13 protein-coding genes and 1 pseudogene are annotated in these 14,124 nt (G+C 73.7%); 6 read left to right on the top strand and 8 right to left on the bottom strand.

Annotation, left to right across the window (positions count from 1 at the left end):
- Positions 1–40: 40 nt before the first annotated feature.
- A complete protein-coding gene (locus AMIR_RS13965) occupies positions 41–688 on the bottom strand; it encodes a hypothetical protein (protein ID WP_143760724.1) in 648 nt (215 codons plus the stop codon).
- Positions 689–1,020: 332 nt separating this feature from the next.
- On the opposite strand from AMIR_RS13965, the gene AMIR_RS13960 reads away from it, so the two are divergent.
- Together AMIR_RS13960 and AMIR_RS13955 are read left to right on the top strand one after the other, a co-directional pair.
- Positions 1,021–1,590: a TetR/AcrR family transcriptional regulator gene (locus AMIR_RS13960; RefSeq protein ID WP_041836751.1), complete on the top strand. Its 570-nt coding sequence runs from the start codon at positions 1,021–1,023 to the stop codon at positions 1,588–1,590.
- A 31-nt stretch (positions 1,591–1,621) separates the two neighbouring features.
- Positions 1,622–3,811 carry an MMPL family transporter gene (locus AMIR_RS13955; RefSeq protein ID WP_015801611.1) on the top strand — a complete coding sequence of 730 codons (2,190 nt, stop codon included), beginning with the start codon at positions 1,622–1,624 and terminating at the stop codon, positions 3,809–3,811.
- Between the two features lie 139 nt (positions 3,812–3,950).
- Here AMIR_RS13955 and AMIR_RS41810 read toward each other — a convergent pair.
- The 3 genes and pseudogenes from AMIR_RS41810 to AMIR_RS13945 all read right to left on the bottom strand — a co-directional run.
- Positions 3,951–4,163, bottom strand: a pseudogene (locus AMIR_RS41810) (RNA polymerase subunit sigma); the annotation flags it as partial.
- Between the two features lie 131 nt (positions 4,164–4,294).
- Positions 4,295–4,804 (bottom strand): sigma factor-like helix-turn-helix DNA-binding protein, encoded by a 510-nt coding sequence (locus AMIR_RS13950; protein ID WP_015801610.1) that lies wholly within the window; start codon positions 4,802–4,804, stop codon positions 4,295–4,297.
- Positions 4,805–4,994: 190 nt separating this feature from the next.
- The gene (locus AMIR_RS13945) at positions 4,995–5,570 is read right to left on the bottom strand and encodes a hypothetical protein (RefSeq protein WP_015801609.1); all 576 of its coding nucleotides are present in this window, start codon (positions 5,568–5,570) and stop codon (positions 4,995–4,997) included.
- Between the two features lie 128 nt (positions 5,571–5,698).
- Between AMIR_RS13945 and AMIR_RS13940 the strand changes: the two genes are divergently transcribed.
- Positions 5,699–5,929, top strand: coding sequence for a hypothetical protein (locus tag AMIR_RS13940; RefSeq protein WP_015801608.1), 231 nt, complete (start codon positions 5,699–5,701; stop codon positions 5,927–5,929).
- Positions 5,930–5,983: 54 nt separating this feature from the next.
- Here the strand turns inward: AMIR_RS13940 and AMIR_RS13935 are convergent, their stop codons facing one another.
- Positions 5,984–7,447, bottom strand: a complete 1,464-nt coding sequence (locus AMIR_RS13935; RefSeq protein WP_015801607.1) for an aldehyde dehydrogenase family protein — start codon at positions 7,445–7,447, stop codon at positions 5,984–5,986.
- A 137-nt stretch (positions 7,448–7,584) separates the two neighbouring features.
- Here AMIR_RS13935 and AMIR_RS13930 point away from each other — a divergent pair, with 137 nt between their 5' ends.
- A complete protein-coding gene (locus AMIR_RS13930; RefSeq protein ID WP_041836749.1) occupies positions 7,585–8,427 on the top strand; it encodes a helix-turn-helix transcriptional regulator in 843 nt (280 codons plus the stop codon).
- Between the two features lie 37 nt (positions 8,428–8,464).
- On the opposite strand, the gene AMIR_RS13925 is transcribed toward AMIR_RS13930, so the two are convergent.
- The gene (locus tag AMIR_RS13925) at positions 8,465–9,373 is read right to left on the bottom strand and encodes a threonine/serine dehydratase (RefSeq protein ID WP_015801605.1); all 909 of its coding nucleotides are present in this window, start codon (positions 9,371–9,373) and stop codon (positions 8,465–8,467) included.
- Positions 9,374–9,477: 104 nt separating this feature from the next.
- Between AMIR_RS13925 and AMIR_RS13920 the strand changes: the two genes are divergently transcribed.
- Positions 9,478–10,362: a LysR family transcriptional regulator gene (locus AMIR_RS13920; protein WP_015801604.1), complete on the top strand. Its 885-nt coding sequence runs from the start codon at positions 9,478–9,480 to the stop codon at positions 10,360–10,362.
- Positions 10,363–10,503: 141 nt separating this feature from the next.
- Here AMIR_RS13920 and AMIR_RS13915 read toward each other — a convergent pair whose 3' ends face one another.
- A complete protein-coding gene (locus AMIR_RS13915) occupies positions 10,504–12,606 on the bottom strand; it encodes a cellulase family glycosylhydrolase (RefSeq protein ID WP_041836748.1) in 2,103 nt (700 codons plus the stop codon).
- 170 nt (positions 12,607–12,776) lie between these two features.
- Between AMIR_RS13915 and AMIR_RS40225 the strand changes: the two genes are divergently transcribed.
- Positions 12,777–12,917 (top strand): hypothetical protein, encoded by a 141-nt coding sequence (locus tag AMIR_RS40225; RefSeq protein ID WP_187313509.1) that lies wholly within the window; start codon positions 12,777–12,779, stop codon positions 12,915–12,917.
- Positions 12,918–12,923: 6 nt separating this feature from the next.
- On the opposite strand, the gene AMIR_RS13910 is transcribed toward AMIR_RS40225, so the two are convergent.
- Positions 12,924–14,111 (bottom strand): MFS transporter, encoded by a 1,188-nt coding sequence (locus AMIR_RS13910; protein WP_015801602.1) that lies wholly within the window; start codon positions 14,109–14,111, stop codon positions 12,924–12,926.
- Positions 14,112–14,124: the final 13 nt, after the last annotated feature.

Below are 14,124 nucleotides of genomic sequence, written 5' to 3'. Positions count from 1 at the left end.
GCGGGGGCGGCGCGTGGTGGCGCGTCGACGAGCGGCAGGCTCACCTGGTGGCGTGGAGCCAGCGCGCCGGCTTGCCGAACATCCCGTTCAGCCTGCCCGCCGGCCGCTGCTGCTCGTCCACGAGCGCGGCGAGCGCGCAGATGCCGCCGGTGAGGAGCGGGATCAGCCACTGGCAGGTGTCCAGCTGGCGCCGGAGGCGCCCGGTCTCCCCCGGTGCGGACCGGGCGGGGACGACGCCCTCGACCACCGCGCCGTTCCCGACGGCGGTCAGCTTCCTGCCGAGCGACCGGCTGTAGCCGGTCACGGCCAGCGCGGCGCCGGTGAGGACGAACTTGCCGATGGTCTGCGCGGCCACCCCGCGCCGACCGGCCGCGCGATCCCGGTTGACCGGCAGCAGCATCACCCCGCCCAGCAGGTGCGCCCCGATGGCGATGGCGCAGACCGGCGCCCAGGAGCCCCACCCGGCGTTGAGGCCGGGGACGGCGGGGTCGGGGTCGGCGCCGAGGGCGGGGTCGGCGGCGGTCACCGCCTCGGCGAGCGAGCCGCCGAACCAGGCGGCGAGGCCGATGTCGTGAAGGGCGCGGACAGCGGTGGTGCGCTCGGGCATGGTGTTCTTCCGGTTCCGGGGTCCGCGCGGGCGGGTCGTGCCCTCGCCGCTCGGGCGGCGCGCCACGCGGTCTCGTGCCACGGCTGTCACGACGCGGTCGCCACGACGCGGCGGTCACGGGTGCGGGGGGAGGGAGCGCGATCGCCGTCCCCCGCGCGCCTCGGCCACGCGCCGCCCGTCTCCGGGGCGTGTCGTCGTGCTGGACTGGGCGCACCGGGGGTCCTGGGCGCGGTGGTGGGGCCTGCGGGCCCCGTGCCGGGTGTTCCCGTGGCGTGGCGGTCGAAACACCGCGCCGGGCCCGCCCCGGCGCGGAGCGTGCCCGGCTCGGCACGCTGCGCGCTGTGAGCAACCGCACCAACCGTATCGGTCGGCCTACCGACCGATACGGTTGGTAGGCGGGTACCGTCGACGACGTGGCACGAGAAACGCGGCACGAGGCGGACGTGCGTCTGCTCGACCGGGCGGCGGCGCTGTTCGCCCGGCACGGGTTCGACCACACCTCGATCAAGGACGTCGCCGACGCCGTCGGGCTGTCCAAGGCGGGGCTGCTGCACCACTACCCCACCAAGGACGCCCTGTTCACGGCAGCGGCCGAACTGGGTCGCGGGAAGGCCCACGAGGTCGCCGGGCAGGCGATGCGGCTGCCCGCGGGGCCCGAGCGCGACCGGGCGGCCATCGAGCTGATGACCGACCTCGCGCTGGAGCACCCCGGTCTGATCTCCATGGCCGCCGGGGTGATCACCGAGATGGGCTCGGACAGCACCCACCCGCTGCTCGTGCCCGACAGCGACGAGCTGTCGATGTTCGCCGTGTTCGACGTCGACCCGCGCGACGTCGACAGCGAGCGCCTCGTGCGCGTGATCGGCGCGCTGAGCGCGCTGGCCGTGCTCAGCCTGGCCGCCAACCACGTCGACCGGAAGTCGGTGTGGCGGCGGCACATCGTGGCCACCTGCCTGGCCGCGCTCGGCCACCCCTCCCCTTGACCCAACCCACACCTCTGAGGCCTGAACGCTCATGGCACGTCTCCTCTACCGGCTCGGCGTCGGCTCGCACCGACGACGGCTCGCCGTAGTCCTGTTGTGGCTGGTGGTGCTGCTCGGCACCGGCGCGGGCGCGCTGACCCTCTCGGGCACCACCGCCAACTCGTTCTCCATCCCCGGCCAGGAGTCCACGACCGCGCTGGACAAGATCTCCGAGGAGTTCGGCTCCAGCGGTGGCGCGACCGCGCGCGTGGTGGTCAAGGCCCCGGACGGCCAGACGCTGACCACGCCGGAGAACGCCCAGCTGATCGCGGGCCTGGTGCAGGATCTGTCCGAACTGGACGGTGTCGCCTCGGCGAGCAACCCGCTCGACCCGCAGGCGCCCGCGGTGAACCAGCAGCAGGACACCGCGTACAGCACGGTCACCTACAGCGCCAAGGTCGGTGACATCACCCAGGAGCAGAAGGACGCGCTGTTCAAGGCCGTCGAGGACGGCCGCACCGGCGGGCTGACCGTGGAGGCCGCGGGCGAGGCCACCCAGTCGCCGCCGCACATCGGCGGCGTCGCCGAGGCGCTCGGCGTGATCATCGCGCTGGTGATCCTGGCCGTCACGTACGGCTCGCTCGTCACGGCGGGCATGAACCTGCTGACCGCGAGCGTCGGCGTGGGCATCGGCGCGCTCGGCGTCATGATCGCCACCGGGTTCATGGACCTGCAGTCCACCACCCCGATCCTGGCGTCCATGCTGGGCCTGGCCGTGGGCATCGACTACGCGCTGTTCATCATCAACCGCTACCGGCAGGAGCTGCGGCACGGGCGCGAGGTCGGCGACGCCATCGGCATCGCCGTGGGCACCGCCGGTTCCGCCGTGGTCACCGCGGGCATCACCGTCGTGATCGCGCTCGCCGGCCTGACCGTCGCGGGCATCCCGTTCCTGACCCAGATGGGCGTGGCCGCCGCCGCGACGATCGTGGTGTCGGTGCTGATCGCGATCACGCTCGTCCCCGCGGTGCTGGGCTTCCTGGGGCTGAAGGCGTTGCCGCGCAAGCAGCGCGAGGCCGTGCGGCGCGGGGAGGTCGGCGAGACCGAGGAGCAGCACGAGCGCGGGTTCTTCCGGGGCTGGGTCAACGGCGTCACCAAGCAGCGGGTCGCCGCGCTGCTGCTGGCCGTGATCGGCCTCGGCCTGGTGTCGGTGCCCGCCGCGTCGATGACCACGACGCTGGTGCCGCGCCCGGTGGTCGACTCCACGCAGGAGCGCGCCGAGAAGATCCTGGCCGACGGGTTCGGCGCGGGCTTCAACGGGCCGCTGATCGTGCTGTTCGAGGGCGGGAACCCGGCGCAGGCCGCCGCTGCCGCCGTCGCGGACATCCAGGGGCTGGACGACGTCGCGATGGTCGCGCCGCCGATCCCCGACGCCGACGGCACGGCGGCGATGCTGACCGTGATCCCGAAGTCCGGGCCCGCCTCGCAGGAGACCGAGAAGCTCGTCGAGGACCTGCGGGCGCAGCTCGCGGACGTCGAGGGCAGCACGACCTACGTGACCGGGTCGACGGCGGTGAGCGTGGACGTGGCGGTGACGCTGGACAAGGCGCTGCCGGTGTACCTGGTGCTCGTGGTCGGCCTGGCGCTGCTGCTGCTGGTGCTGGTGTTCCGGTCGATCCTGGTGCCGCTGGTCGGCGTGCTGGGCTTCCTGCTCACGATCGGCGCGTCGCTGGGCGCGACGGTCGCGGTGTTCGAGTGGGGCTGGCTGGCGGACGCGGTCAACCTGGACGGCACCGGGCCGCTGATCAGCCTCACGCCGATCATCGTGATCGGCATCCTGTTCGGACTCGCGATGGACTACCAGGTGTTCCTGGTGTCGCGGATGCACGAGGCGCACGCCCACGGCATCGCGCCGCGCGACGCGATCCGCACCGGCTTCCGCCAGGCCGCGCCGGTGGTCGTGGCGGCTGCGCTGATCATGTTCTCGGTGTTCGCCGGGTTCGTGCCGTCGGGTGACGCGACGATGAAGTCGATCGCGTTCGCGCTGGCGATCGGGATCGCGGTGGACGCGTTCGTGGTGCGGATGGTGCTGGTCCCGGCGGCGCTGGCGCTGCTGGGCAAGGCGGCGTGGTGGCTGCCGTCGTGGCTGCGGTGGTTGCCGGAGCTGGACGTGGAGGGCGCCGGGCTGGAGCGGGACGGGAAGCTGGAGCCGGAGAAGCCGCTGGCTGACGTGGCGGGCTGAGCCGCTTGATCTGATCGACCTGCTTGACCTGCTTGACCGACTGCGCCGCCGTCCGGGGTCCCGGGCGGCGGCGCTGCCGTTTCCGGGGCTGTTCACGCCGGGGGGTCGGCTGGCAACCCCGCGTTCGGCCTGCGGTGCCGAGGAACGGCCTGTCCTGGTCACGGTGTCCGGGCAACGCGGTCAGCACTGCCAAGCGCACCTCCTGGGCCACGTCGTCAGCCGAGGCGAACGACGCGTCGTTCCTGCCGATCCTGGCTCGGCGGTACCGCACGACAAGAGGACGGATGGACGCCAACAAGCTTTCGACGGCTTCGCGACCTCCGGCGGTCGCTTCACCCGGCAGGGAGTTCAGTCCGACCCGGTCACGGGACAGCGCCGCCGCGGACAGCGGTTCGACAGGTCCGGTGGGCTGCGCGTGCGCAGCGCGGTCCACCAACCTGAGCGGCCCTCGGCTGCGCACGGGCGCGGTGGTGCTGTGGTCCCTCACCGCAGGGGTGCGGCGCCCAGGTCCTCGCGGAGTCGGGCCAGGGCCTGGTGCTGGGCCAGCCTGACGGCTCCCGGTGTGGAGCCGACGGCGGTCGCGGTTTCCTCCACGGAGAGGCCCACCGCGACGCGCAGCACGACGATCTCGCGGTGGCGCTCGGGCAGCACGCGCAGCAGGGCCGCCATGCGCTCGGTCGGTTCCCCTTGGGGCGCGGGGGTTTCCTGCGGGGACGGGACGTGCGGGGCGACCTCGCGGGAGGCGATGCCGTGCAGCAGGGCCAGGAACGGGCGGTCGTGGTGGGTCGGGAGGGCGGCCAGGACGGCCAGGCACACCTGGCCCGCCACGTGGTCGGCCGAGGCGAACGACGAGCCGCGCCGGCCGATCCTGGCCCGGCAGTACCGCACGACCAGCGGGCGGACGGACTCCACCACCGCGCTCGGATCGCCAGGGTTCGGGTGGGGATCGGCTGTGGCGCACGGGCTGCCCGGTGGACGGTTTGTCCCCTCCATGCGACGCGTCCTCCAGACCTGCGACGGGGTGCTCTCCCGTCCCATGTCACCGCAGGCGTCGCGGGAACACCCGGTGTTTCACCGAAATCCGGGGAGATCGTCGCGCGCGCCACCCGAGTGGACCAGCACGAGTGCGCAAAGGTGCGGAGAGCGGTTTCCCGGCGGGGCGCGCGCCGGGGCTGCGCCGGGTCTACACCGGCATCGCGGTGACGTGGTCCAGGACGTCGGTCATGAGGTCCTTGAGGTGGCTCAGGATCTCCGGGGACTCGCCGGGGAACGAGCGGATCTCCACGAACGCGCAGTCCGGGCCGACGGGCTTGCCGGAGACCAGCACCAGCACGGCCTCGTTGCCCAGGTAGTAGTAGGCGCCGCTGCCCAGGTCGTCGACCGGGATCGCGTTGCGCTCGGGGTGTTCGAGCGGGTAGTTGTCCAGCACGACCTCCTCGGTGCCCGCGCCGCCCACGGAGAAGTCCACCGTGATCTGGGCGGTGGGCTGGGAGGCCGGCTGGGCGAAGACCGCCGAGTAGGACTTGCCGCCCACCGCGTTCGGGGCGTTCTCCTGCGGGGTGCAGCTGAGGTCGGACAGGGCGTAGACGGCGGAGAGGACGGACAGGTCCACGCTGTCGCAGACGGTGTAGGGGGTGGGCGGCGCGCTCGTCATGGGGTCCGAGGAGCCCGAGGCGGCGGCCTGGCCGTCGCCGCCGGTGCACCCGGAGAGCAGCGCGGCGGCTGCCGCGAGCACCACTGCGAACGTCTTGCGCGTCATCTGCTGGGCCGCCCCTTGCCGGAAGTGACAACTGCGTGACGGTACCAATCGGGGGATGACCGGGGACAGGGCTCGGGGAGAATGGGGGCGCGGGTTAGGGGTTCTGCGAGCGGGGGTGGAGGCGGAGCGTGACCGACGAGGAACTGCTGGTCGAAGTGGCGCTGGCCCGGCTCGACCACCCGGAGCTCGACCTGGAGGAGATCGCGGCGCTGGTGGTGCGGCGGTTGGGGACGGCTCGGGAGCTGGAGTTCGCGGCGGAGAACCTGAACGAGCGCGGCGAGCTGCGCGGGGCGCGGTTCGAGTCGGCGGTGGAGCACGTGCTGCGGGTGGTGCTGACGTTGCGGGGGCCCGCGGACTGACGGCGGGACCAGGAGGGGGCGGCGGTCGGTCCGCCGCCCCCTCCCCCACCCGCTCTACAGCTGGATCGACACCGTCTTCTCCTCCGTGTAGGCCAGCAGCGCGTCCGGGCCGTGCTCGCGGCCGAGGCCGGACTGCTTGACGCCGCCGAACGGGACCGGGCCCGGTTCGATGCCGCCCCACGTGTTCACCCACACCGTGCCCGCCTGGAGCCGCTCCGCGAAGCGGTGGGCCGTGGACAGGTCCCGCGTCCACACCGACGCGGACAGGCCGTAGGTGGTGTCGTTCGCCTGCCTCAGGGCGTCCTCCGGGTCGGTGTAGCCGAGCAGGGCCGCCACCGGGCCGAAGACCTCCTCGCGGGCGATGCGCATGTCGTTGCGCACGCCCTCCACCAGCGTGGGCGCCACGAAGTAGCCCGTGCGGTCCAGGCGCTCGCCGCCCCTGGTGATCCTCGCGCCTTCCTCCTCCGCCACCGCGAAGTAGCCGGTCACCCGGTCCAGGTGCGCCCGGAACGCCAGCGGGCCCATGGTCGTGGTCTCCTCGAACGGGTCGCCGGGCGTGAACCGGCCCAGCGCGTCCGACAGGTGCGCGCCGAACTCCTCGCGGACGCCGTCGTGCACGAAGATCCGCGTCCCCGCCACGCACGCCTGCCCCGTGCCGAGGCAGAACCCGGCCGCCGCGCCCGCCGCCGCGGCCTTCAGGTCCGCGTCCGGCAGCACGATCACCGGGGACTTGCCGCCCAGCTCCAGGGTGACCCGCTTGAGCGTGTCCGCGCCGGTGCGCACGATGCCCTTGCCGACCGGGCCCGAGCCGGTGAACGACACCTTGTCCACGCCGGGGTGCGACACCAGCGCCTGGCCGGTGACCGCGCCGGTGCCGGTCACCACGTTGACGGCGCCGGGCGGCAGGTCGGTGGACGCGAGCAGCCGGGCCAGGCGCAGGGCGCTGAGCGAGCTGTGCTCGGACGGCTTGAGCACCACCGCGTTGCCCGCCGCGAGCGCGGGCGCGAGCTTCCACGAGGTCTGGAGCACCGGGCCGTTCCACGCCACGATCGACGCGACCACGCCGATCGGCTGGCGCAGCGTGTACAGCAGCTGGCCGGGCGCCCCACCGGGCGCGGTGTGGCCGGTGAGCTTGGTCGGCCAGCCCGCGTAGTGGCGGTACACCTGCACGGCGTGGTCGACCATCATGCGGGCGCCCACGACCGGCACGCCCATGTCCAGCGCGTCCAGGGTCGCCAGCTCCTCGCGGTGCGCCTCCACCACGTCGGCGATCTGCAGGAGCACCCTCGCGCGCTGCGCGGCGGGCGTGGCCGACCAGGTCTCGAACGCCGCCCGCGCCGCGCGGACGGCACCGTCGACCTCCTCGGGGGTGGCGACGCCGAGGTGCGTGAGGACCTGCTCGGTGGTCGGGTCGACGGTGGCGAACACGTCGGGCGAGCGGGGCGCCACCTGGGCGCCGTCGACGAAGAAGCCCTGGACGTCGGCGTCCAGCAGGGCGGGGCGGGGTCGGGTGGTCACTGCGGGGCCTCCTGGGGCCGGGGGTCTTGCGGTCACCACCGAGGCTGGCCGGGGTCGCGGCGGGTCGGGTTGCCCTGGTTTTCCTGGGTCTGGCGTGCCCACCCTCGCCGGGGGCGGTCGCGGGGATGATGGCGGGCATGGCCTCCTCACCGTCCCTGCAGCTCGCCGACTTCCTGCGCGCCCGGCGTGGACGGGTGCGCCCCGACGAGCTGGGGCTCGAACCCGGCGGGCGGCGGCGGGTGAGCGGGCTGCGGCGGGAGGAGCTGGCGGTGCTGGCAGGCGTGAGCACCGACTACTACCAGCGGATCGAGCAGGGGCGCGGGGTCAAGCCGTCCGACGAGGTGCTGGACGCGCTCGCGCGGGCGCTGCGGCTGACCGACGACGAGACCCGGCACCTGCGCACCCTCGGGCGGGCCGCGCGCAGGCCCGCCGCTCCCCCGCCGCGACCGGTGGAGCGGGTGCCCGAGAGCACCCGGCGGCTGGTGGACCTGCTGCCCGCGCCCGCGATGGTGCTCGGGCGGCACCTGGACGTGCTGGCGCACAACGCGGTGGCGAACCTGCTGTTCGGCGGGATGGACGACGTGCTGCCGGGTGAGCGGAACATGCTGCGGGCGCTGTTCCTGCACCCCGACGCGCAGCGGGTGTGCCCGGACTGGGAGGAGTCGGCGAGCGAGTACATCGGGATGCTGCGCGCGGCGGCGGCCGAGGACCCGGACCACCCGCGCGCCAGGGAGCTCGTCGGGGAGCTGAGCCTGATCAGCCCGGAGTTCCGGCGGATGTGGGCGCGGCACGACGTGCGGGAGAAGGTCAAGGGGGTCAAGTGGTTCGCGCGCACGCCGGTGGGGGCGCTGCGGCTGGACTGGGACGCGTACCCGCTTCCGGGGTGCCCCGGTCCGGTGCTGGTGGTGTACACGGCCGCGGCCGGGTCGGTGGACGCGGAGCGGGTGGCGTCGCTGGGAGGGCTGGTGGGCGTGCGGTGACCGGCCGGGGGCTCGTCGGCTCCCGGCCGGTCGGGGGTCAGGCCAGGTCGGCCGGGTTGGTGTTGGCGCCGCACAGGACCACGGCGACGCGCTCGTCGGACTCGGGGCGGTAGGCGCCGCCGAGCAGCGCGGCGTAGGCGGTGGCGCCACCCGGTTCGAGGGCCTGGCGGTACTCGGACCACAGCAGCCCGCGGGCGTCGGTGATGGCCTGGTCGTCGACCAGCAGGGACTCGACGCCGGTGCGGCGGGCCACGGCGAACGCGATGTCGCCGACCCGGCTGGCGCCGAGCGAGTCGGCGGCGACGCCTGCGACCCGGACGTCGACCGGTTCGCCCGCGGCGAGCGCGGAGTGCAGGGTGGGGGCGGTCCGCGGCTCGACGGCGACGACCTTGGCCACGCCCTCCAGCGCCGCCGCGATCCCGGCGATCAAACCGCCGCCGCCGACCGCGACCAGCACGGTGTCCACGCCGCCGGTCTGCTCCAGCAGCTCCAGCGCCAGGGTGCCCTGACCTGCGCAGACCTCCGGCTGGTCGTAGGCGTGGCAGAGCAGCGCGCCGCGGCGGTCGGCGTACTCGGTCGCCGCCTCGTAGGCCTGGGCGTACCGGTCCCCCACCTGCTCCACGGTCGCGCCGAGCGCGCGCAGGCGGTCCACCTTGACCTGCGGCGCGGTGGTCGGCACGAACACCCGCGCGGTCGCGCCGCACTCGGCCGCCGCGTCGGCCACGGCCAGCCCGGCGTTGCCGCCCGAGGCCGCCACGACCTCGGCGCCGCGCACGTCGCCCGCCGACAGCAGGCGGTTGAACGCGCCCCTGGCCTTGAACGAACCGGTGCGCTGGAGGTGCTCCAGCTTGAACCACAGCCCGTCCAGCGGCTGGAACACCGGGGTGCGCCGCACCCGACCGCCGATCCGCCGCGCGGCGGCGTCGACCTCCGACCTCGTGATCATGGGTCAAGTCTGCGCCGAACGGCGCATTAGCGCCAGCGATGGGTGCTAAGCTGGCGACAGTTCTTCTTACGGCTAGGGGCCTGCTCGTGGTGGACGGTCATCGGGTGGACGGTCATCGGGTCGACGCGCACCGGTTGACGCTGTTGGCCGAAGTCGTGCGCGCCGGGTCGATCGCGGCTGCCGCCGGGCGGTTGTCGTTCACGGCGTCGGCGGTGTCCCAGCAGATCGCGGCGCTGGAGCGCGAGCTGGGCGGCCGGGTGCTGGACCGGCACCCGCGCGGGGTGACGCCGACGCCGCTGGGCGCGGCGATGCTCGGGCACGCGGAGGCGGTCGCGGGTGAGCTGCGGGCGGCCGAGGCGACGGCTCGGGCGCTGCTGGGCGGCGCGCCGGGGCAGGTGACGATCGGGACGTTCTCCACGGCGGGCACGACGCTGCTGCCGCCGGTGCTGGCCGCGTTCCGGCGCGACCACCCCGAGGTGGGGCTGCGGCTGCTGGAACTGGAGCCACCGGAGGGGTACGACCTGGTGGTGACCCGCGAGGTGGACCTGCTGATCACGCACCGCTACCCCGGTTCGGCGCTGCCACCCGCGCGGGGGTTGACGCGGGTGCTGCTGCGGCGCGAGCGGTTCCGGTTGGTGCTGCCGGTCGGGCACCGGTTGGCGGGCGGGCGGCCGTCGTTGGGCGAGCTGGCCGGGGAGGAGTGGATCTCCGGGAGTCCGGGGACGCACAACCGGATCTGCCTGGAGCACCTGGCCGACGAGCGCGGGCTGGCGCTGCGGGTGGCCTACGAGACCAGGGACTACCAGGCGGTGCTGGCGCTGGTGGAGGCCGGGTTGGGGGTGGCGTTCGTGCCCGAGGCGGTGGTGGGGCGGGCGCGGGTGGCGGTGCTGGACTGCGCGGACGCCGGCCCGGACCGGGAGGTGCACCTGGTGCACCCGGTTCGGCCTGCGCCGCTGGTGGCGGACCTGGTGGGGCGGTTGCGGCGGTGAGGGGCGGGGCTCGGCGTGGGGGTGGTCGTGCGCACCGGGAGCGGGAGCGGTGAGCACGCGCCGCGGGAGTTGTGGCGCCGCTGAACGCGGACGGGGCCGCTTTCCCTCGTGCAGCCAGGGAAAGCGGCCCCGGAGTGCGGGTCAGGACGTGGTGCCGGTGACCGACGTGCCGTTCTTGGTGATGTGGTAGGTCAGCGTGGTCCCGCTCCAGTAGTGGAACGTCAGGGTGACCCGCTGGCCCGCGTTGACCTCGGCGAAGAACTCCGGCTTGAGCAGCGTGGCGCCGGCCGCGTAGTCCGGGGCGAAGGTGTGGTCGTACTCCTTGAAGGAGGTCCAGTTCTGCGGTCCGGCGTTGGAGCCGTCCGCGTACTTGGCCTCCATCGTGGCCAGCCGGTCGCCCCGGAAGTTCGTGGGGATCGAGAAGGCGCTCGTGGTGCCGGTGGCGTTCTGCAGCACGGGGGTGTCGTAGGTGATCAGGTCGATCCGCCACGGCACGCCCGCGGAGAACCGGGCGGACAGGGTGGCGTTGACGCCGTAGGCGCGCGCGCCGGACAGCCGGGTGATCAGCGCGGCGGACAGGGTGAGCTGGTCGCCGGAGACGGTGTAGTCGGTGCCGCGCACCAGGTCCGCGGAACCGTTGCGCAGTCCCGAGAACGTCGTCCCGTTCAGGTTCAGCGTGATCGTCTTCGCGGTGATCGCGGAGGACTTGGCGCTGAACACCTGGTCGGTGGAGGCGGTGCCGGAGCGGGTGGTCCAGCTCGACTTGATCTGGGCGATCAGCTCCGGGTCGCTCCACTGGAACGAGGTGCGGCCGAGGTGCTGGCCGTTGTCCCACAGCATGGTGGTGATCTTGCGCTGCTTGGCGTAGTAGCCGAAGAGCTCGAAGAACTTCAGCTTCTCGCCCTGCTCGATCGTGCCGGTGTGCCGGTCGAAGCCGAGCAGGCCGTACTCGCCGAGGATCACCGGGATTCCGCGCGCGACGAACGAGTCGTGGGCGCGGTCGAGGTAGTCGGTCAGGTCCTTCTGCGCGGTGGCGTCGAACCTGGTGCCGCCCGCGACGTTCACGCTGAACGGCCAGTAGCCGTAGTAGTGGACGGTCGCGGCGATGTTGCGGTCGTTCAGCGCGGTGAGCGTGGTGTTCAGCTCGTCGATGCGCGCCTGGTCGGCCGAGGTGTGCAGGGTGGGCAGGACCAGGAGGCGGGTGGCGTTGCCACCGCCGGAGGCGCGGACGATGCGGTGGAACGAGGTGTTGAGCTCGCCCAGCAGCTGCGCGTTCTGGGCGTCGCCGGAGCTGCCGGTGAACTGCGGCTCGTTGACGCTCTCCAGCAGCAGCTTCGACGAGGAGTCCTTGAACGCCGAGGCCAGCTGGGTCCACGTGGCGTTGTAGCGGGCGAGCACGTTGGCGCGGTCGCTCGGCATGGTGTTGATCCACTGCCACGAGTCGTGGTGGACGTTGAGCAGCACGTAGAAGCCGTCGGCGAGGGCCCAGCCGACGACCTCCTTGACTCGGCTCAGGTACGCGGGATCGATGGTGTAGCTCGGGCCGGAGCCCTGGTGCTGGCCCCAGGTGACGGGGATGCGGATGCTGTTGAAGCCCTGCGAGCGCACGTTGTCCAGCAGCGCCTCGGTGATGCGCGGGTTGCCCCAGGAGGTCTCGTCGGAGCCGGTGGCGTCGAGCGAGTTGCCGAGGTTCCAGCCGGGCTGCATGGCCGCGACGGTGGCCATGGCGTCACCGGGCGGCTGGTTCGGGGTGGTCGTGGTGACGGGCGTGGTCGTGGTGGTCGGCGCGACGCCGCCGGTGCACGCGGTCCCGTTGAGGGTGAAGGAGGTCGGGACGCCGTTCGTGCCGCTCCAGGAGCCGTTGAACCCGAACTGGACGGAGCCGTTCGTGGGGATCGCGGCGTTGTAGGAGACGTTGGTGGCGGTGGCGGTCGCGCCCGAGGAGGTGACGTTCGCGTTCCACGCCTGGGAGACGGCCTGGCCGTTCGGGAAGGCCCAGGTCAGGGTCCAGCCGTTGATCGCGTCGCCGAGGTTGGTGATGCGCACGTCGCCGGAGAAGCCGTTCTGCCACTGGCTGGTGACGGTGTAGTCGACCTTGCAGCCCGCGGCGTCGGCGGTGGCCTCGGCGGAGGCGGGGCGCGGGGCGGAGAAGCTCGCGCCGACGAGGGTGGCGACGGCGGTGAGCACCCCGAGCCCGACCCACCACCTCGCGGCTCGTGGTGTTCTGCTGCGTGAAGCGGTCATGGCTCTCCCCGAGTCGTCGTCGTCCCAGCGGGTGTCGCGGGCGGGTGTCGCAACAGGCCGATCGTCGCGGTGAGCCGCAGGCTGGGCAAGGGTTTCGGGTGGAATCAGGGGGCATCGACGGCGGGCGTCGAAGGGTTCGACGGCGGTGTCGCGACGGGGTGGTCGAACCGGTGTCGAAGCAGGTCGGCGCGGCGAGGCAGGGGGTGGGCGGGCAGGCGCGGGCGGGGACGCGCGGTGGCCGGGTGGGCGGGGGCCCGAGCGCGCCGCGCGAGCCCCGGCTGGTCGTGCCGCGGGAGCGGGTCGTGCGGTGACGGCGGTCAGGCCGCCTTGGGCTTGTCCACGGACTTCGCGAACAGCGACGACAGCGCCACCAGGGCCAGTGCGACCAGGATCGCCGAGCGCAGGCCGACGTGTTCGCCCACGAAGCCCAGCAGGGGTGGGCCCACCAGGAACGCGGTGTAGCCCGCCGTCGCTACCGCGCTGACCCTGCGGGCCGCGTCGACCGGGTTGTCGCCTGCCGCCGACAGGGCCACCGGGAAGCCCAGGGACGCGCCTAGGCCCCAGAGGAAGACGCCCAGCGCGCCCAGCGGGACGTTCGGGGCCAGGGACACCAGGCCGATGCCGAGCACCGCCAGTCCCGCGCTGGCGACCATCACCTTGGTGCGGCCGAAGCGGTCCAGCAGGGAGCCGCCCGCGAACCGGCCCACGGCCATGGACGCGCCGAAGAACGAGTACAGGAACGCGCCGCTGGCGCTGGACAGGCCGTAGCCGTCGACCGCGATCAGCGGCAGCCAGTCGTTCGCGGTGCCCTCGGCCAGGGCCATGCCCAGCGCGATCGCGCCGATGGCTAGGGTGCGCGGCTCGCGCCACACGCGCAGCGCGGACTTCAGGCCGCCCGCCTCGCCGGGCGCCGGGGTCTCCTCGCGGCCGGTGGCGGCGGGCAGGTTGAGCGCGACCCACACGGTGGCGGTGGCGCTCAGGGCGGCGACCGCGCCCAGGTGCGGCAGGACCGGGACGCCTAGGGCGGTCGCGGCCAGGCCGAGCAGGCCGCCACCGCAGATGCCCACGCTGAAGCAGCCGTGCAGGCCGGGCACGACGGTGCGGCCCAGCTCGGCCTCCACCGCGACGCCCTCGACGTTCTGGGCGATCTCCGCCGCGCCTACGCCGAAGCCGAACACCGCGAGCCCTGCGGCGACCACCCAGCCGTCGCCGAGGCCGCCCCCGAGCGCGACCACGGCCAGTCCGGTGGCCATCGCGAACATGCACCAGCGGACGACGAACCGGCCGCCCCGGCGCGCGACCAGGCCGCCGCCGAGCGCGAGGCCGACCATGGACCCGGCCGACAGGGCGGCGATGATCAGGCCCATCTGGGCGGTGCTGGAGGCGGTGGCGTCGCGGATGTCCGGGGTCCGGGAGATCCAGGTGGCCATCGAGACGCCGATGACGGCGAACGCCAGGCCCAGCGCGGCCCTGCGGCGGTTCGGGGACGGGGTGCGGTGGGGCACGGTGGGGCTCCGG

The sequence above is a fragment of the Actinosynnema mirum DSM 43827 genome (assembly GCF_000023245.1).
Taxonomy (GTDB): Bacteria; Actinomycetota; Actinomycetes; order Mycobacteriales; family Pseudonocardiaceae; genus Actinosynnema; species Actinosynnema mirum.
This window is presented reverse-complemented; position numbering and strand designations above follow the sequence as displayed.